Genomic DNA, 25754 nt, shown 5'->3' with positions numbered 1-25754 from the left:
TTCACAATTTCGCATGTGACCCTTCATATATCCACAATCTTTTTTCGACATCCTCCAGACGGAAACCCTGATGCTGTAAAAGAAGGTCCAGCGTTTGGGAATGACTCTCCACGTGAAGCGGTCCCAGGTTCTTATCTTGCACATAAACCTGGATCAGCTCAAAAATCTGCAGGATTGTCCCAGGCGTCACCGCAGCCTGCACATGCAGTTTCTCCATTTTCCGACCGGCGGACACAGGCGTCAGACAAAAAGAGCCTACAACCTTATTCTCCTTAACCAACTGGAAGTTTTGATCGTCTATTTGTTTAATAAACATGATAGAATCCACCCCTTTGATTCACTCTATGAAAAAAGAGGTGGATTCTATGCTAGGAAAATAGACTTTCCCATATCTCTACAACGAAAAACTTCACTTCTTTTTCTTCCTTCTCTTCCTTCACATCTTCCTCATTGTCCGAAGGTGTTTCTTCAGCTTCAGCTACACTTGTGCCGTTTGAAAAATCAAGGAAGCATAAAGGAGGAAACAACACACACCACCAGTTGTCGCCAGTCCCTCTTCCAAGCGTAATCAACACCGCTTCATACTCTCCGGCTGGATAAATATAAGACCCGTAAAGCTTTGTTGGAAACTGGACGTTTTCCCCGTAATCCACCGTATAGGAGGAACGTTCCCCCTCGGCTTTCAACGTCTCTTCAACGATGACTTCCAATTCAGGCAGCCGGGCTTCAATTAACTGCCTGGCGGATTCTACAGATGTGAGGTCCTTCACCCATTCAGTAATTTCAGCATTCACTTGGTCGCGCACCTTCCGTTTGATACGCTGATCCTCCCCGTCATTGCTGTCTGCAAGAATCCGGAGACGAATCGCTTCATCCGGGATGACTTGATAATCTATGCCGGCTTCTGAGCGCTGCCCCCACGGCAGAACGGTCATAAGAATAATTAAACTGAATAATAGCAGTACACTGTTTTTCATCGTCCTCTTCCTCCCTGTCCCTTACTAGTTGCTAGTATGGGCAGGGAGGAAATATCTTAAACCATTGACCTATGAATCTATTAAAAAAACCAGATTTTTATTCTTTTTTCCTCCGGCTTGCAAAAACCATCCGGTCCCGTCCGTTGATATCTGTTCTGACCTCGGCCTGGAAGCCGGGCAGCAGTTGTTCAATCATAGACAAGACTTGTTCTCCCTGAAGCCATCCAATTTCAAAGGCGAGGAGAAGAGGCTTCTGTTCCGCATGCGCGACCTGAGTGAGAATACGCTTGTAGGCGGCCAGGCCTTCTTCTTCTGCAAATAACGCCAGAGAAGGATCAAAATCAAGAACGGTATCATCCATCAACGCTTTTTCTTCTTCAGAAATATAAGGAGGGTTTGAAATGAGAATATCAAATGGTTCATGCTGTACAGGGGATAGGAAATCACCCTGGTAAAACTGGATATCCACCTCGTGGCGACGCGCATTGGCCGCTGCCACTCTCAGGGCTGCCTCGGAAATATCCACAGCAGTCACATCACTTCCCGGTATTTCCAATGAAGCTGTAATGGCAATGATCCCGCTTCCTGTTCCAAGATCCACAATCTTTGGCGATGCTATTTTTTCGGCACGTGCCCATTCCATGACACCAAGGACAAGTTCTTCCGTTTCCGGGCGTGGGATGAGAACATCCGGCGTCACGTGGAACTCCCGGCCAAAAAAGGAAGCAGAACCAAGCAGATGCTGAACGGGCTCTCCGGTCTCCGCATGCGCCCGGACAGCATTGATGAAGTTCTTTTTCACTTCCTCATTCAGTGGTTCATCTTCATAGGCAAGCATTTTCGAAAAGCTCCATCCCAGATATCCTTCGAGTAAAAGCTGCGCGGCCTGGGTCTCTCTGTCATGCTCCTGCAAAAAAAGAGAAGCCCAGCGGCGGGCTTCCCGAATCGTCGTAAAAGTAGGCTCCATACTATTCACCAAGCTGTTCCATTTTTTTCGTCTGCTCTTCGATCAACAGGGCATCAATGATTTCATCCATGTTTCCCTGAAGAATCTGGTCAAGCTTCTGTAACGTCAAACCGATGCGGTGATCCGTCACACGTGTTTGCGGGAAGTTATACGTACGGATACGCTCGGAGCGGTCTCCTGTACCTACAGCAGATTTACGGTTTTCATCGTATTCTGCTTGTGCTTCCTGTTGGAATTTATCATAAACACGAGCACGAAGAACTTTCATCGCCTTCTCTTTGTTCTTGATTTGTGATTTTTCATCCTGACAAGATACAACAGTTCCTGTTGGTTCGTGAGTCAGACGTACGGCGGACATGGTCGTGTTGACACTTTGCCCTCCTGGACCACTTGAAGCAAACGTATCGACTCGGATATCTTTATCGTGCAACTCTACTTCGACTTCTTCTGCTTCAGGCATAACTACGACAGTCGCGGTAGAAGTATGAATACGTCCGCCTGATTCCGTTTCAGGTACACGCTGCACGCGGTGAGCGCCGTTCTCGAACTTCAGCTTGGAAAAGGCCATGTTTCCGGACACCATAAAGATAATTTCTTTATAACCGCCGACATCACTTGCATTTGCTTCAATGACTTCTGTCTTCCACCCCTGAGCCTCTGCATAGCGTGCGTACATGCGGTAAAGGTCACCAGCAAATAGAGCCGCTTCATCCCCACCGGCTGCGCCGCGCACTTCCATGATAACGTTCTTGTCATCGTTCGGGTCTTTCGGAAGCATAAGGACTTTCAAGCGCTCTTCAAGATCTTGTTTGCGTGTGGAAAGTTCATGAATTTCTTCTTTGACCATTTCCACCATATCCGCATCCATTTTGTCGTCAAGCATCGCTTTTGCATCATCCAGCTGCTCGGTCACTTCTTTATATTCACGATAGGCAGTCACGGTATCCTGCAATCCGGACTGTTCTTTGGAATACTCGCGCAGTTTATTCGTATCAGAAATTATTTCAGGATCACTAAGTAATTCATTCAATTTTTCATAACGATCTTCTAATGTTTGTAAACGTTCGATCAATGGTATGCACCTCTTTCTCCATAACAGTCTAATTATATTATAGAGCGCCTGGAGATACAACAACCCCGGAAAACCACCAAACAAAACCGGCACCAATACGGGGCCGGTCCACAGACGTCACTTTATTTTGACATGGATATCATAACGGGGGACTGCTTTGTAAACCGCTTCACCAACCTGGTCTTTCCACTCTTCCCGTTCTTCCTCTGACATGTCCTCTTCACCAGCTATATCAACGGTCACCCAAACCTGGTCCGCCTCCATGATGACACGTTTAACCGCCACCCCTTCCAGCTGCTGGGCGGCTGTCTTGATCAACTCGCGATCCTGTTTCAGTCCCCATGTGTGACCGACTTTATTTACGGATCGCGGGTTCTCATCTTCCATGGTCACTTCATTGTTCATTCCCATATTCTCTACATCGTCACGGCTCGTCTGCCCCTGATATTTTTCCACTTGTGTCCCACAGCCGGCAGCAAGCAGGCACAGCACAGCGGCTGGTATCAATACGTGCTGTTTCAAGGTATCACCTCTTATCCTTTTAGGCCTAGTATGACCAGAAGAGGTGAGGGTATGTAATAAGGTTCCGTGCAGCTTTCAACATGCTGAAACAAGCAGGACCTCGATGGCCTGCTGTTACACAAGTTTCCTTAACCGGCGGGGGTCCTCCTGAATGTGATATTCCAGCTCTTCACACAATTCCGCATAATCAAGGCACATCTTATATGTCCTGCCGGATCGGCTGTCCCCGAGTTTCAGACACTCGTCGGCACAGGAACGGCACACTTCCGCACACGATTGAGCTAAATCGCGGCTCAAAGGACTGTTTTTTCGAACCACTTCCACCGCATATTTATAGGCGTTCATGGATTCTTCCAACAAATTGGATTTCTCCATAAGATATGCGCTTGTTTTCATTTTTTCCACTCCTTTTCCAAGGGATAAAGAAGATAGGAATCCTCTGCTTTTCCATAGAATACCACATCCACGCCGATGAAAAACCTTCATCAGCACATCGAAGCACACCCAGTCCGTTTTAAGCATAAAGCTCTGTTAAAGTCTGTTGTTGATATTTTAAACGATTACTAAATCGTTTCCGTCTGGAATCAGGGGTCCGGTCCGCTATTTACTCAGAGCATGGGTTGGCAGGGAAAACCGTCCGCTTTCCGCGGGGAACGAAGTTTGAGGAAGCTCACGATACCCCGTGGAAAGCGGATCATTCCCAAGTCCGCCTCCTACAAATTCCATGACAGAAAGGGGTGATCTGAGCTCACATGTTACATAACAACACCAAGCAATAACAGAGCCAAGCATAAAAAAACAGCCGGCACCAAGACCGGCTGTTTTTAAAACAGGTTACTCCGCATAAGCGGCTTTTATTTCCTTCTGCCTGGGTTTGTTCGGCACTTCGTGATGATGACGGCAGCGCGGCTCGTAGGATTCTGACGCTCCCACCAGAATAACCGGATCATCATAAGAGGCCGGTTCCCCATCAATCAAACGCTGCGTACGGCTTGCGGGCGATCCGCAGACCGGGCAGATCGCGTTCAATTTTGTCACACTTTCACTCAGAGCCATCAGCTCAGGCATCTTACCGAAAGGTTCTCCCCTGAAGTCCGTATCCAAACCAGCGACGATGACGCGTATGCCTTTGTCTGCGAGGCATTCGACTACTTCTACGATATGTTCGTCAAAAAACTGTACTTCGTCAATTCCAACAACATCCATCTCATCCGTGACCTGCTGCAGAATATCCAAAGAGTTTTTTACCGGCCGCGCCGTCACTGAAGTCCCATTATGGGAAACTACAGCATCTTCCTTATAACGGTCATCGATCGCAGGTTTGTACACGCGCACATTCAAGTTTCCAAAGGTTGCCCGTCTTACCCTGCGGATCAGCTCTTCTGATTTTCCACTGAACATGCTTCCGCAGATCAGTTCAACCCATCCGCTCTGTTTCATCACATACACGTCCACTGTCGCTCCCTTCTCCATCAATCAAGCTCAATCCAGCAAAATTGTTTCGTTTATCCTGTATCTCATCAAAAAAGAGCTTCCTCGGCAGCCCCGGATCCCACCGCGGCTCAAACACCAAGGACAGCTCCCTAATATTCATACTTCCCCGGGAATCAGCTGTTCAGTCTTTTGAACCTCTTTTCCCGCATTTTTTTGACAAAAAAACAGGCAAACCTTTGAGACAATTTGCCTGTTTTTGTTCAAAATGATGATGTCCCCTTCCGTAGAAGGCGGATCATAATTATGAAAGGTTATATTTCTTCTTGAAGCGATCCACACGGCCGCCAGCTTTGTCAGCTTTCTGCTTACCTGTGTAGAACGGGTGAGACGCAGAACTAATCTCTACACGGATCAATGGGTAAGTGTTTCCATCTTCCCACTCGATCGTTTCTTCAGAAGTCTTAGTAGATCCTGTTAGAAACTTGAAATTAGAACTTGTGTCTAGGAATACGACTTTACGGTATTCTGGATGAATTCCTGCTTTCATGTTCTTCCACTCCTTTTTGCCCTGAATCCTTGAGAGACAGAGTTATTGTAAGAGCCGTCGAAGGTTCAACATACACCTTGTACTGAAACTCACATAGAAAGATTATAACAGGGGGGAGACCCCAATGCAACAACCAGTTTTTATGAATGGTCAGAGAAGGTGTTGTTTCCACCCACAGGCCCGCCAAAAGCCCGGCGGAGGGATCAGCGGCGCGCCGGTGAAGCTTTGCCTTTCATATCCTTGTCCATCAGATCGAAAAATTCGTCGTTGTTTTTCGACGCACGGAGTCGACGGAGGAACCGGTCAGCAAAATCATGGGAATCGGACATCGTTTTCCGGATGGCCCAGACTTTATCCAGCTGGGTCTGCGGAAGAAGAAGCTCTTCTTTCCTCGTACCGGACCTTACAATATCAATAGCAGGGAAAATCCGGCGTTCTGCCAGACTGCGGTCAAGATGCAGCTCCATGTTCCCCGTGCCCTTGAACTCTTCATAAATGACATCATCCATCCGGGAGCCTGTATCAACAAGCGCCGTGGCTAGAATCGTCAGACTTCCACCTTCTTCAATATTCCGGGCAGCGCCGAAGAAACGCTTCGGACGATGGAAGGCAGCCGGGTCAATACCACCGGATAATGTCCGGCCACTTGGCGGGATGACCAGGTTGTACGCCCGGGCAAGACGGGTGATGCTGTCCATCAGCACAATCACATCACGCTTGTGTTCCACAAGGCGCATCGCCCTTTCCAGTACCAGCTCCGACACTTTGATGTGGTTTTCCGGGACTTCATCAAAGGTCGAACTGACGACATCCACATCCGGGGCAACGGACCGTTCGATATCCGTCACCTCTTCCGGACGCTCATCGACTAACAGAATAATCAGCTTTGCATCGGGGTGATTGGTGGAAATACTGTTTGCCATCTGCTTCAGCAGCATCGTTTTCCCTGCTTTAGGAGGAGCAACAATTAAGCCACGCTGTCCATAACCCACGGGAGCCATCAAATCCATAATTCTTGTGGAAAGCTTTTTCGTTTCCGTCTCCAGTTTCATATGTCTGTCAGGATAAAGCGGTGTCAATGCCGGGAAGTGGACACGCTCCTTGGCGGAATCCGGGTCCTCCCCGTTGACCGCATCTACGTGAAGCAGCCCATAATATCTTTCGTTTTCTTTCGGCGGACGGACTTTTCCGGACACCTTATCCCCGTTACGCAGGTCAAAACGACGGATCTGGGAGGCAGAAATATAAATGTCCTCTGCACTTGGAGAATAATTAATCGGACGCAGGAAACCGAAGCCTTCAGAAGGAATGATTTCCAGAATGCCATCCATAAACAAAAAGCCGTCTTTTTCTGCCTGAGCTTTCAGAATGGCAAAAATCAATTCACGCTTCGTCAGCTTTGCATAATAAGAAACTTTATACTGCCTGGCTTTTGTATAAAGGTCCTTTAAGGTCAATGTTTCTAAATTGGAGATTGTTAAATCTGCCACGTAATCACCACTCTTTTCATTTCTTATCGCTTGGATACACGTACCTGTCCCACTAAAGGACCGGGCGTTCATGGGTCACCATCTGCATCAATAGGCCCTTTCCGACCCTGAACCCAATCAAGGTATGGATGGACCCAATTTATAGGTTCTTGGAATTAAATGTGAACGGAGTCAACGACTTCTCAAAGTGAATACTTGCAAAGAAGAAAAAGGAGAAGTTAAGTGAAGTAAAAAAAAGAAGCCTAAAGAAGCAAGTGACATGATCCTTCTAACTCATAAACAACATTCATTGTACTCCTGTCACTCAAGAGTTTCAATGTTATTTTTTCAGAAGATGCTGTGAGGATAGGAAAAGGAAAAGGAAGCCGCCATTTCCGGCTCCCTCTTCCTCTCCTTCCCACCCACAGCGCGTACGACACACGGGAGGCGGTTCTCCTGCAGTCCCTCTGGAGAATAACGCCCCAGGTGAAAACTTAAGAGTTTTGGAACTGTTCGATTTCCTCTTCCGACATTTCCTCATACCAGACGTCGGCGCCCAGATCAATCAGCTTATTGGTTATATTTTCATACCCTCGTTCGATATGATCTACTCCGGTGATTTCTGTAATTCCATCTGCCATTAAACCGGCAATCACTAGAGCGGCACCAGCTCTTAGATCGGTGGCTTTCACCTTCGCGCCCTGAAGCTTGGAAGGACCGGTCACAATCGCTGATCCCCCCTCCACTTTTATGGAGGCATTCATTCGTCTGAGCTCATCCACGTGCTTGAAGCGGGCCTGATAGATCGTATCGGTGACAACACCCGTCCCTTGTGTCTGTGTAAGCAGGGAAGTGAACGGCTGTTGAAGGTCTGTCGCAAACCCTGGATAAACGAGTGTCTTGATATCCACACTTCTTAGTTGTTTCCCGGGACGTACGTACAGCTGCTCATCATTTTCTTCAATGGTCACGCCCATTTCCCTGAGCTTGGCAAGCAGGGACTCGAGATGCTGGGGAATGACGTTATCAATGACCATCCCGTCTCCCTGGGCTGCTGCCATAATGGTGTAGGTACCGGCCTCAATCCGGTCGGGGATAATCGTATGCAGACATCCCTGCAGTTCCTGCACCCCTTCGATGCGGATGACATCTGTACCCGCACCTTTGATTTTGGCGCCCATGCTCGTCAACAGGGTGGCCACATCAATGATTTCCGGCTCTTTTGCGGCATTTTCAATGACGGTTTTCCCTTTTGCCCTGACGGCAGCAAGCATAATATTGATAGTCGCTCCAACACTGACTACATCGAGATAAATACGTGCGCCTCGAAGTTCTTTCGCTCTTAGATAAATGGCGCCCTGTTCGTTCGTCACTTCCGCCCCAAGAGCCTCGAAACCCTTGATGTGCTGGTCGATCGGACGCGGGCCCAGGTGACAGCCGCCGGGAAGCCCGATGACCGCTTTATTGAAACGGCCGAGCATAGCTCCCATGAAATAATAGGAAGCCCGAAGTTTTTTCACCTTCCCGTTCGGGAGCGGCATGTCCACCATATTGGACGGATCGATATGTACGGTTCTGCCTTCCTTTGCCACCGTGCCACCGATCTCTTCCAGAAGATCAGCCAAAATACCAACATCCGATATATCCGGCAGGCCTTCAATCGTTACAGGGGATTCAGCTAAAATCGCAGCTGGAAGAAGAGCAACCGCACTGTTTTTGGCGCCGCTCACCCTTACCTGTCCCCGCAGCGGGGCCCCGCCTTTTACTAATAGTTTACGCATGGAAAACTCCTCGCTTTAAAGGTCAAGATTTTCACTTATTATGTGCAATTTTTACCAAATCACACATTATTTTTGGTTGTTCCAGTCATTCAGGAATTTTTCGATTCCCTGATCCGTCAAAGGATGCTTCACGATTTGATTCAGCACCTTAAAAGGAACCGTTGCAATGTGCGCACCATACAGGGCCGCTTCCGTGATATGAACCGGATGGCGGACCGAAGCAGCGATGATTTCTGTATCAATCGCATGACGATCGAAGATTTCTGAGATTTGAGCGACTAATTCCATGCCGTTCTGGCCAATATCATCAAGACGGCCGAGGAATGGTGAAACGTAGGAAGCGCCTGCTCTGGCTGCCATCAGCGCCTGATTGGCTGAAAACACAAGCGTGACGTTTGTCTTGATATTCAAGTCACTGAATGCTTTTACAGCTTTTAACCCTTCCATTGTCATGGGAACCTTTACGGTAATATTCGGCGCAATGGCTGCAAGTTCCTTCCCTTCCCCAATCATTCCTTCTGCGTCTTCAGAAATGACCTCCGCGCTGACAGATCCGGCCACTTCTGCCGTAATCTCTCTTAAGCGGTCGTGAAAAGAAACGCCTTCCTTGGCGACGAGGCTCGGGTTTGTCGTCACACCTGCAAGAATGCCGAGAGCATTGGCTTCGCGGATATCCTCAATATTGGCTGTATCGATGAAAAATTTCATAATCTCCACTCCTCTTCCCTTTGTGTTGGATGCTCAACCATGAAAAATGTCGAATGATTGCGTTTTCATTCATGCTTAAAAGGAAACCGCTACAGGGGTAGCGGCTTCCTTGATACAGAGGTTCTTACGCTTTGTTGGAAGAACCGAATTCGCGCATCTTGCCGATAACCGTTTCTTTGATTGCGTCACGGCCTGGTCCAAGATATTTACGAGGGTCGTACTGTTCAGGCTGGTCAGCAAGAACTTGACGTACGGCTTTCCCTTGTGCGATCTGGTTTTCAGTGTTCACGTTAATTTTAGCTGTACCGAAAGAAATAGCTTTCTTAATGTCAGCCGTCGGGATTCCTGTACCACCGTGAAGAACAAGCGGCTTGTCTACAAGTCCCATGATTTCTTCCATGCGGTCAAAGCCAAGGTTCGGTTCACCTTTGTAAGGGCCGTGGACAGAACCAAGTGCCGGCGCAAATACGTCAACATTTGTTTCGTCTACCAATTGCTTACACTCAGAAGGGATCGCGTAGGCAGCTTCAGCATCGTCTACGATCAAGTCATCTTCCTGACCACCTACACGGCCAAGTTCTGCTTCAACAGATACGCCGTGGATGTGAGCAAGCTCAACAACTTTTTGCGTTACAGCGATGTTCTCTTCCAATGGATCGTGAGAAGCATCGATCATGACAGAAGTAAATCCGGCGTGGATCGCTTCTGCACATTTTTCGAAGCTGGAACCGTGGTCAAGGTGAATCGCAACCGGTACAGTTGTACCGTAGGCTTTCATAAGGGCCTTCACCATGTCAACGACTACGTTGAAGCCGCCCATGTAACGTCCGGCACCTTCAGAAACACCAAGGATGACCGGAGACTGCTCTTCTTCTGCAGCCTGCAGGATGGCCTGGGCATATTCTAGGTTATTAAGGTTGAACTGACCTACACCGTAGCGTTCTTCCTTCGCTTTTTCCAGCATTTCTTTCATTGATACTAGTGGCATGAAAGATATCCTCCTTTGAATAACGTGCTTTCCCTATTTACAAGTCTGTTTCCATACGAAAACACACCATGCAAGTTTGGTTACAGTAATAGAATACCAATACCCTTCTTATGGTGCAACAATAGGAGGATTATATAACGCTTACATTAAGAAAAAAGTCATGAACGGCTGTGAACAAGCGTCCCATTTACCATTTCCTTCAAGTTATGGATATCAAAAGGTTTTGTTATGATATGCGTGACAAAATGGAAATCGATGTCCTTTCTTACTGATTCCTCCGAATCCCCTGTGATAATCATAACTGGAGAAGAATCGTTCATTTCCTCAAGAAATTGGAGAACGTCTCTTCCATGCATGACAGGAAGATTATAATCCATGATGATAAGGTCAAGGTTCTCTTCCTTCACCACCTGGCACGCTTCTTTACCTGTTTTAGCCGAAATGGTCTCATGGCCTTCTGCTTTCAGAATTTCTTCAAGCAGTAACCGGATCCCCGGCTGATCATCGACAATCAGGATTTTATTCGTCATTCTTTCTCCCTCCCTTTCCATGATCGTGTACTTTTTCTCTCATTCCTTTAGTTTCGAGGCGCCCCCTGTCATTTCCTGCCTACAAATGGATGCGTTGTCATATTTTCTGGAATCAAACTGGAATTCGACATCATTCTTCTCCCTGACATGAAAAAGCCTCTTCTGTCAGAAGTTTTTTGAACAAGAAAGGCTGGCGCGGTCCCCCGCTCCAGCCTTTCTTTCCAGCTCTTTTATTGGTAAGTTTTCATAGCTGCTCCGATAAAGCCGTAGAACAACTCCTGCGGACGAGTCGGGCGTGATTTGAATTCCGGGTGGAACTGGCTCGCCACGAACCAAGGATGATCTTCCACTTCGATAATCTCAACAAGACGGCCGTCAGGGCTTGTTCCTGAGAACTTGAAGCCGGCTGCTTCCATCTGTTCACGGTAATGGTTGTTAAACTCAAAACGATGGCGGTGACGCTCATAGACGACTTCTTCCCCGTAGGCTTCCAATGCTTTGGACCCTTCTTTGAGGCGGGACGGGTAAATGCCCAGTCTCAGCGTCCCTCCAAGATCAGATACCTCTTTCTGCTCAGGAAGAAGATCAATGATCGGATGCGCGGTAGATGGATCGATTTCTGCCGAATGCGCTCCTTCAAGACCGAGAACGTTACGGGCAAATTCAACTGTTGCCAGCTGCATCCCCAGACAAATGCCGAGGAATGGGATGCGGTTTTCGCGTGCATACCGGATGGCGTCGATTTTGCCTTCGATGCCACGGTCCCCGAATCCGCCTGGAACAAGGATGCCGTCTACACCGTTCAGCTCAGCTTCTACGCTGGCTGCATTCAGCCCTTCAGAATTGACCCATTTCACTTCGATATCGGAATCGTAGCTGTATCCTGCGTGTTTCAGAGCCTCTACAACGGAAATATAGGCATCCGGAAGTTCTACATACTTACCGACAAGCGCAATTGTCGTCTTGTGCTGCAGGTTTTTCACACGATCAATGAGCTTATTCCATTCGGTCATATCGGCCGGTGCACAGTCCAGACCGAAGTGGTCGCATGTCAGCTGGTCAAGTTTCTGCTCCTGAAGGTTGATCGGAACATTGTAAAGCGTATCAGCATCCGCCATTTCAATGACCGCTTCCTTGTTGATGTCACAGAACAGGGCAATTTTCTCCTTCATGTCTTCGGAAATTTCCATCTCTGTACGAAGGACAATCGCATCCGGCTGAATGCCGAGAGAGCGCAGCTCTTTCACACTGTGCTGGGTCGGTTTTGTCTTCATTTCACCGGCCGCTTTCAAGTAAGGTACCAATGTACAATGCAGGTACATGACGTGCTCGCGTCCGATATCGCTCTTGATCTGGCGGATCGCCTCAAGGAATGGCAGGGATTCGATATCCCCGACGGTTCCGCCGATTTCTGTGATGACGACATCTGCATTCGTCTCATGACCGGCACGGAATACACGGTCTTTGATTTCATTCGTAATGTGCGGAATAACCTGAACGGTTCCGCCGAGGTAGTCGCCGCGGCGTTCTTTTTTAATAACGGTGGAGTAGACTTTCCCTGTTGTCACGTTACTGAATTTGTTCAAATTGATATCGATGAAACGCTCGTAGTGACCAAGGTCCAAATCGGTTTCAGCGCCGTCATCTGTAACGAAAACTTCCCCGTGCTGGTACGGGCTCATCGTACCCGGGTCTACGTTGATGTATGGATCAAATTTCTGGATGGTTACTTTCAAGCCTCTGTTTTTCAATAATCGTCCTAATGAAGCAGCTGTAATCCCTTTTCCTAGAGATGACACCACTCCGCCTGTTACAAAAATGTATTTTGTTGCCACGTCAAATCCCTCTTTCTCTATTTGTATTAATTAGTTATTTACTAAAGCTTCAATTTGATAAGGGGATGTAAAAACAAAAAACGCTCCCCGTCATTGCCGGGGAGCGTTTGGATTCCGTTCAAGGAAATTAAAGAGCCCAAATAAGATTTTACTGATATGACTTTTGAAAGTCAACCTCCTTATTTATCTTCATCGTCATCTCCAACGAAGCTGAGGTCATCTTCCACAATTTCTTCCTCTTCTTCATCCAGGTCATCCTCTTCATAATCACCATCGTAATCATCGTCATCATCAAGGTCAAGGTCTTCATCAGTAAGCTCAAGATCATCCTCGAGATTCTCATCTTCATCGTTGTATCCATCCTGCCCAAGCTCATCTTCAAGCACCTTGGAAGGTTTTTTCTTTTTCTTCTTCTTTTTGCGTTTCTGAGGCAGGTTGGCGATTTCTTCTTCCATCTGCTCTACAGGGTACCACTTTTTCAAGCCCCAACGGTTCGTCCCGATCGTCATGAAACGGCCGTCAATGTTCATATCTGTGTAGAACTGGGAAATGTACTCTTCATTCTGCGCTTTTGTGAAACCTTTCATTTTTGAAATCCGGTTAAAGATTTCATTGAAATCAATGGCTTCGCGCTCCTCTTCCAATATCATGGTCGCCAGTTCGATCATGGAAATTTCTTCAATCTTCTGTGGGCTGAGTTCTTTTACGCTCACGATTCAGCACTCCTTTATCTAGACAAAATAGAATTAATGACTTCATGGGCATACGAATCACATTTAATCATACCATCCATTATATGAGGTGCCTGTACAAAAATCAAATAGAGTCTGCCTCTTCTTTACTTTTCTAGCCAAAGCTGCATGAAAGTAAACCTTGTGCTGAAAAATAGAAAACAAACATAAGCCTTTGTGTTCCTGGAGATATCCTTTAAAATAAAAAGGAGAATGCTCTATGTAAGGAGAGACGATCAATGGAAAACCGCCCTTTTAACTGGACAGCCATCATTCTGACTGCTGCCGCTGTTGGAGTCTGGCTCTACTCAAGCTTCGGAATCATCCACTCCGAACACCTCGAGGAAGCAGAAGTGACGAAGAAAGTCCATAATGATGAAGGCTATTATGTCACGATTGATGAGAAGAAAGTATCTGTCAAGGATACGAGCACTTGGATGCTCCTTGAAGAAGGAGGAACCTACAACATTACGTATGAATGGTACGGCATGAAAAAACCGTATGTGACAGAAGTGAACCAGGCCCACGATGACGATCAGGTGGGCGGCCACTAAAACGATGCGTCTAAACTTATGTAAAACCCGTCCTGTGAGGAGATTTCCAAATCACAGGACGGGTTTTATCTTTCAGAACAGCCTACATGTTCCTTCTATACTGCCCCCCTACTTCATAGAGGGCGTTCGTAATCTGGCCGAGGCTGGCCACTTTGACGGTTTCCATCAGCTCAGCAAAAATGTTTCCACCGCCGGCGGCCGTCTGCTTCAGCCGATGCAGAGCCTCAGCAGCCGTCCGTTCATTCGACTGCTGGAAACGGCGCAGTTCTGTAATCTGATGATTCTTTTCTTCTTTCGAAGCACGGGCGAGCTCCATCGAATCGATTTCTTCTTCAGAAGGAGGATTTGGATTCAAGTACGTGTTCACTCCGATGATCGGCAGTTCACCTGAATGCTTCTTCCCTTCATAATACAACGACTCTTCCTGAATTTTCCCCCGTTGATACTGGCGCTCCATCGCACCCAGCACACCACCACGGTCGTTGATCCGTTCGAACTCCTGGAGAACTGCTTCTTCCACAAGGTCAGTCAATTCCCTTATAATGTACGCCCCCTGCAGGGAGTTTTCATTTTTCGTGAGGCCGAACTCCTTGCTGATGATCATTTGAATCGCCATGGCCCTTCTCACCGACTCTTCGGTCGGCGTTGTAATGGCTTCATCATAGGAGTTGGTGTGCAGGGAATTACAATTATCCTGAATCGCAATCAATGCCTGCAGCGTCGTCCGGATGTCATTAAAGTCTATTTCCTGGGCATGGAGCGAGCGTCCGGATGTCTGAATGTGATACTTCAGCTTCTGACTCCGCTCATCAGCACCGTATTTATCCCGCATCACCACTGCCCAGATCCGTCTCGCTACGCGTCCGAGTACGGTGTACTCCGGATCCAGTCCGTTGGAGAAGAAAAAGGATAAATTGGGTGCGAACTTGTTGATGTCCATCCCCCGGCTCAAATAATATTCCACATAAGTAAAGCCGTTCGCAAGAGTGAAGGCCAGCTGTGTAATCGGGTTGGCCCCTGCTTCGGCAATATGATAGCCGGATATGGAAACGGAATAATAGTTGCGGACTTGATGGTCAATGAAATACTGCTGAATATCCCCCATCATCCGCAAGGCAAATTCTGTAGAGAAAATGCATGTATTCTGTCCCTGGTCCTCTTTCAGAATATCTGCCTGCACGGTGCCGCGGACGACATGGATTGTTTCCTCTTTTATCTTTTGTGCTTCTTCAGCTGTCGGCTCCCGTTCTTCTTCCTTCTTAAACTTGGCAAGCTGCTGGTCAACGGCTGTGTTGAAGAACATCGCCAGAATAATCGGAGCCGGTCCGTTAATCGTCATCGATACCGACGTCGTTGGATCGACAAGGTCAAACCCGTCATACAGCTTTTTCATATCTTGAAGCGTGCAGATATTCACTCCGCTCTCGCCGACTTTCCCGTATATATCCGGCCGTTCATCGGGGTCCTCCCCGTAAAGGGTGACAGAATCAAAGGCCGTACTCAGCCGTTTCGCATCATCACCTTCGGATAAATAATGAAAGCGGCGGTTCGTCCGCTCCGGCGTTCCTTCTCCGGCAAACTGGCGCTTCGGATCCTCTCCCTTCCGCTTGAACGGGAAAACGCCGGCTGTAAATGGGAAAGCTCCTGGAACATTTTCCTGAAGAAGCCACGTTAACCGGTCTCCCCAGTCTTTGTAGTGCGGCAGGGCGACTTTCGGGATTTTCGTTCCGCTCAGACTTTCGGTTGTGAGGTCCATTGTAATGTCTTTGTTTCTCACTTTAAATGTATAGGTATCCCCGCTGTAACGTTCATGAAGACCATCCCAATCTTCCAGTTTGCCGAGGTCATGACGGTCGATGGTCCGTTCATAATCTTCCATTAAGCGGCGGAGGTTCTCTCTCACACCCTCATCCTCCACCATATCGAGGGTTCCCTGAAGCTGATAAAGCTTACTCGCCGCTTCCGCCTGTGTATCGGTGCGCTTATGATAATGGCGGACTGCCATGGAAATATCCCGCAGATACTGCTTTCTTTCATTCGGTATAATCACATTCTGCTTTTCCGCTTTTTGGTTCAGTGAAGAATAAGAAGTCTCATCCTCCCAGGCATAGGTTTCGTTCAACGTCTCAAGGAGAGCGGCGAACAATGTATTGGTGCCCGGGTCATTGAACTGGCTGGCAATGGTCCCAAAGACAGGAAAGCGGCTGTCATCTTCATGAAACAGCATATGGCTGCGCTGATACTGCTTTTTCACCTGATTAAAAGCATCTTCCGAACCCTTCTGCTCGAACTTATTAATGACGATGAAGTCAGCAAAATCAATCATGTCGATTTTTTCGAGCTGGGAAGGTGCCCCGAACTCCGCGGTCATTACATACATGGACAAGTCCGTAATATCTGTTACAGCGGCATCCCCCTGTCCGATCCCGCTCGTTTCGACAATAATGAAGTCTACACCAGCGGCTTTAACGACCTGGATGGCTTCTTCCACTGCCGTAGACAATTCTGAACGGGCCTCCCTTGTCGCCATGGACCTCATATAGACACGGGGATGGAAAATCGCATTCATCCGGATCCGGTCCCCAAGCAGAGCGCCGCCTGTTTTCTTCTTCGTCGGGTCGACCGACAGAACAGCGATTTTCTTCTCCGGGACTTCATGAATAAAGCGGCGGATCAGTTCATCGGTTAACGAACTTTTTCCTGCTCCCCCTGTACCGGTGATTCCAAGAACCGGGATCGTTTTATCCTGCGTTTTCTCAACTGCTGTTTCAAAGGCAGCTACGGCCTCGCGTTCTTCCTTGGATGTGTTTTCTACGTAGGTAATGAAGCGGGCGATCGCCTGGTGGCTCCCTTCAGATAAATCGGCCACCCCTTTTTCCACATCCAGTGGCGGGAGAAAATCACATTCCTCCATCATCTTATTGATCATCCCCTGCAGGCCGAGTGAACGGCCGTCTTCTGGAGAAAATACCCGGGCCACACCATACTCGTGAAGCTCCTTGATCTCTCTCGGAATAATCACACCGCCTCCTCCGCCATAGACACGGATGTGTCCCGCCCCTTTTTCATTCAAAAGGTCGACCATATATTTGAAATATTCTACATGTCCGCCTTGATAGGATGAGATGGCAATGCCCTGGGCGTCTTCCTGGATGGCGGCGTTGACTACATCTTCGACAGAACGGTTATGACCGAGATGGATCACTTCCGCACCGGTCGATTGAAGAATTCTCCTCATGATATTTATGGAAGCATCATGACCATCAAAAAGACTGGAAGCCGTTACGAATCGAACAGGATTTTTCGGCTTATAGATTATCGGTTGTTCCATTTCCGCTCTTCCTTTCTTTTTCAGCTGCTGCTACGCATGCCCCGCGCTGTCAGCCGGCTGTAATTCCTTCTGTCTCTTTCCCCAGTCCTCTTAGAAGCAGATGGATCTGGGTATCGGTATACGTTTCAATCGTAAAATTACGCTGCAGAATCCAACGCCTGAATCCCCACATCTGTCCCTGCACAAAAATATTGTTGGCCATTAAGCGTACTTCCGCTTCCGCGTACTCGCCCGGGAGACTGTTGATGATGACCTGCTCCAGCATGGCGACCATGTCACGCTCTTTCTGCAGGACATATTCCTGAGCTTCCCGTGACAGCGATTTCACTTCCTGATACATCACCAGAACCTCATCCTGCATATCGTCCATCAATTGAAAATACGATTGGACCGCCTGAATCAGACTTTTGACGGTTGTCTGTTCCGGGTCGATCGAAGCTTCCATTCTTTCTTTTACACGCTGATAAATAGAATCACAGACAAGAAACAATACATCCTCCTTCTTGCGGATGTACTCGTATAAGGTTCCAATACTGAAACCGGAAGCTTTGGCGATCTCCCGTGTCGTCGTTTTATGAAATCCCTTTTCCATAAACAGCGTGACGGCACCCTTGATCATCTGATTCCGCCGCTTCACAATCAATGCTTCGTCTTTGATGGTGGATGGTACCTGCTGATCTGTCACATCATTCATCCTTCCCAGCCCATTCCTGAAACCATGATCGGGCCAGCTGATAGGGGTCGGCGTCGGGATTTTGGAAGGCCTGTGTTTTCTCCGGGTCCTTCTCTACCGAAGATTTTACGTTCCGCCATATTTCTTCACGGATCAGATCATAGACTTCCAGCTGCAGCTGGTCTTTTCTCCGCTTCATCCCTGCCTCGGTTTCGTATAAATACGTACGATGATCCTGCACCTTTTCCCAGACGTCTGCCATTCCTTTGGATTCCGTGGCCACCGTCTCAACAATAGGCGGCTGCCACCCTTCCGGCTGAATGATCATCAAATATTCCTCGAGGGTCGATTTCAGCTTCCGCACGCCGGGGAGGTCTGCTTTATTAATAAGAAAGAGATCGGCAATTTCCATGATCCCGGCTTTGAAAATCTGAAGGACATCGCCACTGTTCGGTGTCAGGACAAGACCTGTGGTATCCACCACCTTCATCACATCCAGCTCCGACTGACCCACACCCACCGTTTCCACAAGTACGACATCAAATCCGTAAGCATCACAGACCCGGATGCTGTCCTTCGTCGCTCTTGCCAAACCTCCCAGACTGCCTCTCGTCGCCATACTGCGGATGAAGATTCCAGGATCAAGAAAGTGCTGGTTCATTCTTGTGCGATCCCCAAGGAGAGCCCCTCCACTGAATGGACTTGTAGGATCGACAGCAATAACAGCGACCGTAAGCTCCTGCTTTCTTAAAAACGTCAGCAGGTGGTTGATCAAGGAGCTCTTCCCTGCCCCCGGGGAGCCTGTGATGCCGATATAGTGTGCCTTTTTCTGTATCGAAAAGATATCACTCATCAGTGGAAGCTTTTCCGGATCTTCATTTTCAACGAGCGTGATGGCACGGGCAAGCGCCCTCATATCCTGATTTTGTATTCGTTCCGCCAGCGGGTGCATCATCCATCACCTTCCTACTTCGTTACCATCCGGCCGATAACGAGACGTTGAATCTCCTGGGTCCCTTCATAGATCTGAGTGATCTTCGCATCCCGCATGTACCGTTCCACCGGGTAATCCTTCGTATATCCATATCCGCCGTGAACTTGAACCGCTTCTGTGGTTACCTTCATCGCCGTATCACCGGCAAACAACTTCGCCATGGCCGACGCCTTGGAATACGGAAGACCTTCAGATTCCAAATAGGCCGCTTGATACGTAAGCAGACGGGAAGCTTCGATTTCAGCTGCCATATCCGCGAGTTTGAAAGATATCCCCTGTAAAGCAGCGATCGGCTTGCCGAACTGCTCCCGCTCCTTGGCGTAGGCGACAGACTCATCAAGCGCCCCCTGCGCAATTCCTACAGCCTGGGCAGCGATGCCGTTTCTACCACCGTCCAGCGTCATCATCGCGATTTTAAAGCCCTGGCCTTCTCCACCAAGCAGGTTTTCCTTAGGAATCCGGCAGTCTTCAAAGATTAACTCTGTCGTCGGAGAAGAGCGGATACCGAGTTTTTTCTCTTTTTCCCTGTGGAGAATCCCGGTGTGTCTTTTTCTACGATGAAGGCGCTGATGCCGCGGTTCCCTTCATCCGGATTCGTCTTAGCAAAGACGACATACGTATCAGCGACACCACCATTGGTGATCCACACTTTGTTTCCATTCAGTACATAGCTGTCACCGTCAAGCTTTGCCTGTGTGCGCATGGAAGACACATCACTCCCTGCCCCCGGTTCGGATAAAGCGTAGGCGCCAAGCTTTTCACCCGCAGCCAGTGGAGCCAGAAACTTCTTCTTCTGCTCTTCCGTTCCAAATGTATAAATCGGCCAGCTGGCCAGAGAAATATGCGCAGAAAGGGTGACGCCTGTGGAAGCACACACTCTGGAAAGCTCCTCCACAGCAATCACGTAACTGATGAAATCCGAACCGATGCCGCCATATTCTTCCGGCCATGGTATTCCCGTCAGCCCGAGTTCAGCCATTTTGTCGAAAATTTCACGATCAAAACGCTCCTCTTCATCCCGCTCTGCCGCTGTTGGTTCCACCTCATTCTTGGAAAAGTCCCGAACCATTTTTCTAAGCATTTCCTGCTCTTCTGTTAATGTGAAATTCATTTCTCCATCCTCCTAATCTCTCACCAGATGATTGCCGATGACGACACGCTGGACTTCGCTTGTTCCTTCGTAGATCTCACACACTTTTGCATCTCTGAAAAACCGTTCCACCGCATAGTCTTCTGTGTATCCGTAGCCTCCATGGACCTGAACCGCTTCAATGGCTGCTTTGACTGCTGTACGGGAAGCGATCAGCTTAGCGATCGATGCCTCTTTACTACACGGTTTTCCTAATGCCTGCATCGATGCTGCATTGTAGACCAGCAGTTTGGAAGCTTCGACTTCCGTGGCCATGTCTGCCAATTTGAAGGAAACCCCCTGCAGATGGGCAATCGGGCGCCCGAACTGCTCCCGCTCTTTTGCATAGGCGGCGGCATGCTCCAAAGCGGCTTCCGCAATACCAAGTGACTGGGCGGCGATGCCGATTCTTCCGATATTCAAATTGGAGAGGGCGATTTTATAACCTTCTCCTTCTTTACCAAGGAGCTGGGAAGCTGGTAGCTCACAGGCATCAAAGTTCAAAGAAACCGTACTCGACCCATGCATGCCCATTTTCCTTTCCGCTTTTCCAATCGAGAACCCAGGTGTGCCGCGCTCCACAATAAAAGCGCTCAAGCCTTTACTCGGAGACACTTCGGGATTCGTCCGCGCGAAAACGATGAAGGTATCTGCACTGCCTCCATTCGTAATGAACACCTTGGAGCCGTTAAGGATGTATCGATCTCCCTTTTTCTCAGCACGCGTCTTCAGGCTGCTGGCATCACTGCCCGCGCTCGGTTCCGTCAAAGCGAAGGCACCTAAATATTCACCCGATGCGAGTTTGGGGATGTATTTGGATTTCTGTTCTTCCGATCCGAAATATAAAATCGGGTGGGTCCCCACTGATGTGTGTACAGATAATATGACACCAAGGGTCGCACTTACTTTAGATAGTTCATGAATCGCAATGATATAGGAGGTATAATCCATCTCGGCTCCCCCGTATGCTTCAGGGATCGGGATCCCCATTAAACCGAGCTCCCCCATTTTAGGAATCAGTTCTTCCGGGAAGCGGTCTTCCTTCTCCATACGTTCAACGGCCGGTGCCACCTCATTCTGCGCGAAATCCTGTACCATCCGGCGCATCATTTTCTGTTCATCTGTCCATTGAAGCTCCACGGTCATCTCCCCTTTTCATCAGTTATTCATAGATGTAAAAACCGCGGCCGGATTTCTTCCCGAGCCATCCGGCTTTGACGTATTTACGGAGAAGCGGGCAAGGCCGGTATTTGCTGTCGCCGAATCCTTCATGAAGGACCTCCATGATAGAAAGGCATGTATCCAGTCCGATAAAATCAGCGAGTGTCAGTGGTCCCATCGGATGGTTCATCCCAAGTTTCATGACCGCATCGACATCTTCGGGTGAGGCGACGCCTTCATGGACGGTATAAATCGCTTCATTGATCATCGGCATCAAAATCCGATTGGAAACAAATCCCGGAAAATCCTCTACCTCTACCGGTGTCTTCTGCAGTTTTTCAGCCATTTCCTTCACAGACGCATACGTGTCATCGCTCGTTTGGATAGCTCTGATGATTTCCACCAGCGTCATGACCGGGACCGGATTCATAAAATGCATGCCGATTACTTGGTCCGGACGCTTCGTCGCTGCAGCGATTTCCGTTATCGGAAGAGAAGAGGTATTGGTCGCCAAAATTGCATGAGGGGGTGTAATTTCATCCAGCTTCTGGAATACATCGACCTTCACTTTCATACTTTCCACGACGGCTTCAATGACGAGATCGCAGTCAGAGGCCTCCTGCAGATCGGTCGTAATTGTCAGACGCTCCAACATCTCCTCACGCTTGCCATCGGTCATACGACCCTTCTCAACAGCTCTTTCCAGGCGCTTTTCGATCCCGGCCTGCCCTTTATTCAATGCTTCCTTCTCTCGATCATTCAATTTCACATGAAGACCAGCCTGGGCAAAAACTTGAGCAATCCCTGCGCCCATCTGGCCTGCGCCGATGACCATGACTTTATTTATTGACATTCCTGTGTCCTCCTTATTGTTTTGGTACTTCGATGAGAACGGCATCCCCCTGGCCGCCGCCTGAGCAGATGGCTGCAATCCCTGTGCCGCCGCCCCGGCGTTTCAGTTCATAAGCCAATGTCAAAAGGATACGGGCTCCGCTGGCCCCGATCGGATGGCCAAGAGCAACGGCTCCACCGTTGACATTCACTTTTTCCGGATCCAGACCGGCGATTTTCCCACTGGCCAGGGATACAGCGGCAAATGCCTCGTTTACTTCAAACAGATCGATCTCATCGATGGTTTTTCCGGATTTTTTCAACAGCTTATTGATAACAAGTCCCGGTGTCTGCGGGAAATCCTGCGCCTCCACAGCAATCTCATCATGGGCGAGAATTGCTGCCAGCACAGATGCTCCGGTTTCTTCAGCCTTTTCATCCGACATTAAAACCATGGCACAGGCCCCGTCATTGACACCTGGTGCATTTCCGGCCGTAATCGTTCCTGTCTGGTCGAACACCGGCCGCAGTTTAGACAACGCTTCGATTGTTGTGCTCTTTCGAGGAGCTTCATCCTGATCCACGATGACAGGGTCCCCTTTGCGCTGGGGAATTTCCACTGGCGTAATTTCTTCTCCCAGCTTTCCCTCTTCCGTGGCCTGGACGGCACGCTGATGACTGCGGTACGCCCACTCATCCTGAGCTTCACGTGTCAGTTCATACTGTTCGGCTGTCCGGTTGCCGTAATTGCCCATATGGACGTTCTCGAATGAACAGGTCAATCCGTCATGCACCATCATGTCTTTCACAGACGCATCCCCCATCCGGAGACCCCAGCGCGCTTTCGGCATGAAATATGGCGCATTGCTCATGCTTTCCATACCGCCGGCGACGATGATTTCTTCTTCTCCAAGGCGGATGAACTGATCTCCCATCGTGACACTGCGCATGCCGGAGGCACACACTTTATTGACGGTTTCTGTTTTCACATCCCAGGGGATTCCAGCTTCACGAGCTGCCTGTCTGGAAGGGAGCTGCCCTTGTCCTCCCTGAAGAACGCTTCCCATAATCACTTCGTTCACATCCTCCACATGGACCTTCGCCTTCTTCAACGCTGCTTTAATCGCCATACCACCAAGCTGTGCCGCCGTCAGTGGTGCTAAAGCCCCTCCGAATTTTCCAAATGGTGTGCGTGCTCCATCCACGATGACTGTTTTACGCATTGTCATTCCTCCTCTTTTTTGATAACGCTTACAAAATTGACAATTGAACGCTCGCTCAATATCGTCCCATAAGGAAAGTGTACATAAAATACTGTACACTTTCCACAATTTTTCAATCATTCTGTCATTTTTCCGTTTTTTAAACAAACGTTTAATTAAGCCGTTTTCTCCTCTGTGCTCTCAAAAATGGACTTCGCCAGAATTTCTGCAATATCCATCGTGCTGACCTCTTCTTCCACTTCCTTCGCTTTTGTTCCGTCTGACAGCATCGTCAGACAGAATGGACATCCGCTGGAAATCATTGTCGGCTCCACTTCCAGCGCCTGCTCGGTCCTGGCTACGTTCACACGATTCCCTGACTTTTCTTCCATCCACATCATGCCTCCGCCGGCTCCACAGCACATTCCGTTGGAACGGTTCCGCTTCATTTCCACGACCTCGACACCTGGAATCATCTCCAGAACTTCTCGCGGCGGCTGATAGACTTCGTTGTAGCGGCCAAGATAGCAGCTGTCGTGATAGGTGATTTTTTCTTTCACCACTCCCTGAGGTTTCAAGCGTCCTTCTTTCAACCATTCCGCCAACAGCTCGGTATGGTGGTACACTTCGGCTTCCAATCCGAAATCCGGATACTCATTTTTAAAGATGTTATAGGCATGTGGATCAATGGTAATGATCTTCTTCACATCATTTTTCTCGAATTCCTTCATGTTCTTCTCCGCCAGCTCCTGGAAAAGGAATTCATTTCCCATCCGGCGGGCGGTGTCTCCGGAATTCTGTTCTTTGTTTCCCAGGATGGCAAACTTGATGCCTGCTTCATTCATCAGTTTCGCAAACGCCATGGCGATTTTCTGGCTCCGGTTATCGTAAGAGCCCATAGAGCTGACCCAGAATAAGTATTCGAACTCTTCCCCTGATTTCTTCAACTCTTTCACTGTAGGAATATGAACATCTTCATCCAGCTCTCTCCAGTCTTCTCTTTCCTTCTTGGAAAGACCCCATGGATTCCCCTGGCGCTCAATGTTCATCATGGCACGCTGACCGTCGGCATCCATTTTTCCTTCGGTAAGTACGAGATAGCGGCGCAGGTCGATGATTTTATCAACATGCTCGTTCATAACCGGGCAGGCATCCTCACAGTTCCGGCAGGTCGTACAAGCCCACAGCTCTTCTTCTGTAATGACATCCCCGATCAGGCTTTTGTTCTGGACCGCTTCGAGCGTTGCTGCGGCCTCATCTGTCCCATGGCTCCGGGCCATTTGAGCGAGTGTATTCCCTTCTGTCCCGGAAAAAGCGTAGGCTGGGACCCACGGGGACTTTCCTGTAACAGCGGCTCCTTTTTCGGTAAGGTGGTCGCGGAGTTTCACAATCAGATCCATCGGCGACAGCATTTTTCCGGAACCGGACGCCGGACATACATTGGTACACCGTCCACATTCAACGCATGCGTAAAAATCAATCATTTGAAGCTGATTGAAGTCCTCAATCTTCCCTACCCCGAAGGATACGTCATCTTCATCGGCATCTTCATCCATTTCAAAATCAATGGACTTCAATTTCCCCGGCGGCTCCTCACGACTCAAAAAGACGTTCACAGGTGCAGCAAGAAGGTGGGCGTGCTTGGACTGCGGCACGTAGACAAGGAAGGTAAGCAGGATCAATAGGTGAATCCACCACATGACAAAGAACACCGTAACAGCTACAGGTTCCGGCACCCATCCGAAAGCGCTTGCAATAACGCTCGCAACAGGTTCTGTCCATGCTCCTTCATGGGCATGCCAGATCATACTCATGCCGTTTCCAACGAGGACGGTTACCATCAGTGTTCCAATGAAAATCAGGACAAGCCCGGCTTTAAATCCGCGCTTCAAACGAACAAGCTTTTCGATGTAGCGGCGGTGAAACGCCCAGATAACGGCGGTCAGAATAGTTAACGTCACCAGCTCCTGGAAAAACGTAAAGCCGGCGTAAAAAGGGCCGAGCGGAAGATGGGCATCCGGCACAAGTCCTTTATAGATAAAATCAATCGCTCCGAATTGCACGAGAATAAATCCATAAAACATCATAACGTGAATGATTCCGGATTTCTTATCCTTGAGCAGTTTCTTCTGCCCGAATACATAAATCCAGATTTTGCGTAACCGTGACTTCAGCTGTTTGTCATACTCGAATTTTTTCCCCAGTTTGATATAAGCGATACGAGTCTGAACCACACGGACAAATAAATAAAGTCCATAGATCAGGACACCAAGGAACAAAATCCAGTTTGCGACCAGCAGTGGATTCATAGGTTTTCC

At 48.6% G+C, this 25754-nt stretch carries 23 protein-coding genes and 1 pseudogene; 1 reads left to right on the top strand and 23 read right to left on the bottom strand.

Going from position 1 to position 25754, the window contains the following annotated elements; all coding sequences use genetic code 11:
* Window position 1: 1 nt before the first annotated feature.
* From ACXADP_RS03740 to rpoE, 15 genes are all read right to left on the bottom strand, one after another.
* Complete coding sequence (locus ACXADP_RS03740) at window positions 2-316, bottom strand: hypothetical protein (RefSeq protein WP_474969760.1); 315 nt, start codon at window positions 314-316, stop codon at window positions 2-4.
* Window positions 317-368: 52 nt separating this feature from the next.
* Window positions 369-977, bottom strand: coding sequence for a stage II sporulation protein R (gene spoIIR, locus ACXADP_RS03735; protein ID WP_474969761.1), 609 nt, complete (start codon window positions 975-977; stop codon window positions 369-371).
* A 97-nt stretch (window positions 978-1074) separates the two neighbouring features.
* A complete protein-coding gene (prmC, locus tag ACXADP_RS03730) occupies window positions 1075-1944 on the bottom strand; it encodes a peptide chain release factor N(5)-glutamine methyltransferase (RefSeq protein WP_474970850.1) in 870 nt (289 codons plus the stop codon).
* A 1-nt stretch (window position 1945) separates the two neighbouring features.
* Window positions 1946-3016, bottom strand: coding sequence for a peptide chain release factor 1 (gene prfA, locus ACXADP_RS03725; RefSeq protein ID WP_027954715.1), 1071 nt, complete (start codon window positions 3014-3016; stop codon window positions 1946-1948).
* Between the two features lie 117 nt (window positions 3017-3133).
* Window positions 3134-3538 (bottom strand): hypothetical protein, encoded by a 405-nt coding sequence (locus tag ACXADP_RS03720; RefSeq protein WP_474969763.1) that lies wholly within the window; start codon window positions 3536-3538, stop codon window positions 3134-3136.
* A gap of 114 nt (window positions 3539-3652) precedes the next feature.
* Window positions 3653-3934 carry a four-helix bundle copper-binding protein gene (locus tag ACXADP_RS03715; RefSeq protein WP_474969764.1) on the bottom strand — a complete coding sequence of 94 codons (282 nt, stop codon included), beginning with the start codon at window positions 3932-3934 and terminating at the stop codon, window positions 3653-3655.
* Window positions 3935-4372: 438 nt separating this feature from the next.
* On the bottom strand, window positions 4373-4987 hold the full coding sequence (locus ACXADP_RS03710) for a thymidine kinase (RefSeq protein WP_474970445.1): 615 nt from the start codon (window positions 4985-4987) through the stop codon (window positions 4373-4375).
* A gap of 286 nt (window positions 4988-5273) precedes the next feature.
* Window positions 5274-5519 (bottom strand): type B 50S ribosomal protein L31, encoded by a 246-nt coding sequence (locus tag ACXADP_RS03705; RefSeq protein WP_008632303.1) that lies wholly within the window; start codon window positions 5517-5519, stop codon window positions 5274-5276.
* A 203-nt stretch (window positions 5520-5722) separates the two neighbouring features.
* Window positions 5723-7009 carry a transcription termination factor Rho gene (rho, locus tag ACXADP_RS03700; RefSeq protein ID WP_474969765.1) on the bottom strand — a complete coding sequence of 429 codons (1287 nt, stop codon included), beginning with the start codon at window positions 7007-7009 and terminating at the stop codon, window positions 5723-5725.
* A gap of 473 nt (window positions 7010-7482) precedes the next feature.
* Window positions 7483-8769, bottom strand: coding sequence for a UDP-N-acetylglucosamine 1-carboxyvinyltransferase (locus tag ACXADP_RS03695; protein WP_027954709.1), 1287 nt, complete (start codon window positions 8767-8769; stop codon window positions 7483-7485).
* 66 nt (window positions 8770-8835) lie between these two features.
* Window positions 8836-9477 carry a fructose-6-phosphate aldolase gene (gene fsa, locus ACXADP_RS03690; RefSeq protein ID WP_474970849.1) on the bottom strand — a complete coding sequence of 214 codons (642 nt, stop codon included), beginning with the start codon at window positions 9475-9477 and terminating at the stop codon, window positions 8836-8838.
* 124 nt (window positions 9478-9601) lie between these two features.
* Window positions 9602-10465, bottom strand: a complete 864-nt coding sequence (gene fba / locus ACXADP_RS03685; RefSeq protein ID WP_474969766.1) for a class II fructose-1,6-bisphosphate aldolase — start codon at window positions 10463-10465, stop codon at window positions 9602-9604.
* A 158-nt stretch (window positions 10466-10623) separates the two neighbouring features.
* Window positions 10624-10995 carry a response regulator gene (locus ACXADP_RS03680; protein WP_474969767.1) on the bottom strand — a complete coding sequence of 124 codons (372 nt, stop codon included), beginning with the start codon at window positions 10993-10995 and terminating at the stop codon, window positions 10624-10626.
* A 230-nt stretch (window positions 10996-11225) separates the two neighbouring features.
* Window positions 11226-12830, bottom strand: coding sequence for a CTP synthase (locus ACXADP_RS03675; RefSeq protein WP_474970848.1), 1605 nt, complete (start codon window positions 12828-12830; stop codon window positions 11226-11228).
* A gap of 179 nt (window positions 12831-13009) precedes the next feature.
* A complete protein-coding gene (gene rpoE, locus ACXADP_RS03670) occupies window positions 13010-13543 on the bottom strand; it encodes a DNA-directed RNA polymerase subunit delta (RefSeq protein ID WP_474969769.1) in 534 nt (177 codons plus the stop codon).
* Between the two features lie 257 nt (window positions 13544-13800).
* On the opposite strand from rpoE, the gene ACXADP_RS03665 reads away from it, so the two are divergent.
* On the top strand, window positions 13801-14115 hold the full coding sequence (locus tag ACXADP_RS03665; RefSeq protein WP_474969770.1) for a hypothetical protein: 315 nt from the start codon (window positions 13801-13803) through the stop codon (window positions 14113-14115).
* An 82-nt stretch (window positions 14116-14197) separates the two neighbouring features.
* Here the strand turns inward: ACXADP_RS03665 and icmF are convergent, their stop codons facing one another.
* The 8 genes and pseudogenes from icmF to ACXADP_RS03625 form a co-directional block, all read right to left on the bottom strand.
* Window positions 14198-17446, bottom strand: coding sequence for a fused isobutyryl-CoA mutase/GTPase IcmF (gene icmF, locus ACXADP_RS03660; protein ID WP_474969771.1), 3249 nt, complete (start codon window positions 17444-17446; stop codon window positions 14198-14200).
* A gap of 49 nt (window positions 17447-17495) precedes the next feature.
* Entirely contained in the window at window positions 17496-18131 is a 636-nt protein-coding gene (locus ACXADP_RS03655; protein WP_474970847.1) for a TetR/AcrR family transcriptional regulator, read from the bottom strand.
* Window position 18132: 1 nt separating this feature from the next.
* On the bottom strand, window positions 18133-19071 hold the full coding sequence (meaB, locus tag ACXADP_RS03650; RefSeq protein ID WP_474972289.1) for a methylmalonyl Co-A mutase-associated GTPase MeaB: 939 nt from the start codon (window positions 19069-19071) through the stop codon (window positions 18133-18135).
* Between the two features lie 14 nt (window positions 19072-19085).
* Window positions 19086-20224, bottom strand: a pseudogene (locus ACXADP_RS03645) (acyl-CoA dehydrogenase).
* 12 nt (window positions 20225-20236) lie between these two features.
* On the bottom strand, window positions 20237-21382 hold the full coding sequence (locus ACXADP_RS03640) for an acyl-CoA dehydrogenase (protein ID WP_474969773.1): 1146 nt from the start codon (window positions 21380-21382) through the stop codon (window positions 20237-20239).
* 22 nt (window positions 21383-21404) lie between these two features.
* Window positions 21405-22256 (bottom strand): 3-hydroxybutyryl-CoA dehydrogenase, encoded by an 852-nt coding sequence (locus tag ACXADP_RS03635; protein WP_474970846.1) that lies wholly within the window; start codon window positions 22254-22256, stop codon window positions 21405-21407.
* A gap of 13 nt (window positions 22257-22269) precedes the next feature.
* Window positions 22270-23457: an acetyl-CoA C-acetyltransferase gene (locus ACXADP_RS03630; RefSeq protein ID WP_474970845.1), complete on the bottom strand. Its 1188-nt coding sequence runs from the start codon at window positions 23455-23457 to the stop codon at window positions 22270-22272.
* A gap of 155 nt (window positions 23458-23612) precedes the next feature.
* Window positions 23613-25745 carry a heterodisulfide reductase-related iron-sulfur binding cluster gene (locus ACXADP_RS03625; RefSeq protein ID WP_474969776.1) on the bottom strand — a complete coding sequence of 711 codons (2133 nt, stop codon included), beginning with the start codon at window positions 25743-25745 and terminating at the stop codon, window positions 23613-23615.
* Window positions 25746-25754: the final 9 nt, after the last annotated feature.

This window comes from Halobacillus sp. AWH4_228 (assembly GCF_056158365.1).
The sequence above is the reverse complement of the archived record's forward strand: the minus strand, read 5'-3'. Positions and strand labels throughout refer to the sequence as shown.

What these genes read in the sequence shown, in the direction of transcription:
- spoIIR (WP_474969761.1), bottom strand. Translation starts at nt 977, where the DNA reads ATGAAAAACAGTGTACTGCTATTATTCAGTTTAATTATTCTTATGACC.
- ACXADP_RS03695 (WP_027954709.1), bottom strand. Translation starts at nt 8,769, where the DNA reads ATGCGTAAACTATTAGTAAAAGGCGGGGCCCCGCTGCGGGGACAGGTA.
- fsa (WP_474970849.1), bottom strand. Translation starts at nt 9,477, where the DNA reads ATGAAATTTTTCATCGATACAGCCAATATTGAGGATATCCGCGAAGCC.
- ACXADP_RS03680 (WP_474969767.1), bottom strand. Translation starts at nt 10,995, where the DNA reads ATGACGAATAAAATCCTGATTGTCGATGATCAGCCGGGGATCCGGTTA.
- ACXADP_RS03630 (WP_474970845.1), bottom strand. Translation starts at nt 23,457, where the DNA reads ATGCGTAAAACAGTCATCGTGGATGGAGCACGCACACCATTTGGAAAA.
- fba (WP_474969766.1), bottom strand. Translation starts at nt 10,465, where the DNA reads ATGCCACTAGTATCAATGAAAGAAATGCTGGAAAAAGCGAAGGAAGAA.
- meaB (WP_474972289.1), bottom strand. Translation starts at nt 19,071, where the DNA reads ATGCACCCGCTGGCGGAACGAATACAAAATCAGGATATGAGGGCGCTT.
- ACXADP_RS03625 (WP_474969776.1), bottom strand. Translation starts at nt 25,745, where the DNA reads ATGAATCCACTGCTGGTCGCAAACTGGATTTTGTTCCTTGGTGTCCTG.
- ACXADP_RS03715 (WP_474969764.1), bottom strand. Translation starts at nt 3,934, where the DNA reads ATGAAAACAAGCGCATATCTTATGGAGAAATCCAATTTGTTGGAAGAA.
- ACXADP_RS03705 (WP_008632303.1), bottom strand. Translation starts at nt 5,519, where the DNA reads ATGAAAGCAGGAATTCATCCAGAATACCGTAAAGTCGTATTCCTAGAC.
- ACXADP_RS03665 (WP_474969770.1), top strand. Translation starts at nt 13,801, where the DNA reads ATGGAAAACCGCCCTTTTAACTGGACAGCCATCATTCTGACTGCTGCC.
- ACXADP_RS03740 (WP_474969760.1), bottom strand. Translation starts at nt 316, where the DNA reads ATGTTTATTAAACAAATAGACGATCAAAACTTCCAGTTGGTTAAGGAG.
- ACXADP_RS03635 (WP_474970846.1), bottom strand. Translation starts at nt 22,256, where the DNA reads ATGTCAATAAATAAAGTCATGGTCATCGGCGCAGGCCAGATGGGCGCA.
- prmC (WP_474970850.1), bottom strand. Translation starts at nt 1,944, where the DNA reads ATGGAGCCTACTTTTACGACGATTCGGGAAGCCCGCCGCTGGGCTTCT.
- icmF (WP_474969771.1), bottom strand. Translation starts at nt 17,446, where the DNA reads ATGGAACAACCGATAATCTATAAGCCGAAAAATCCTGTTCGATTCGTA.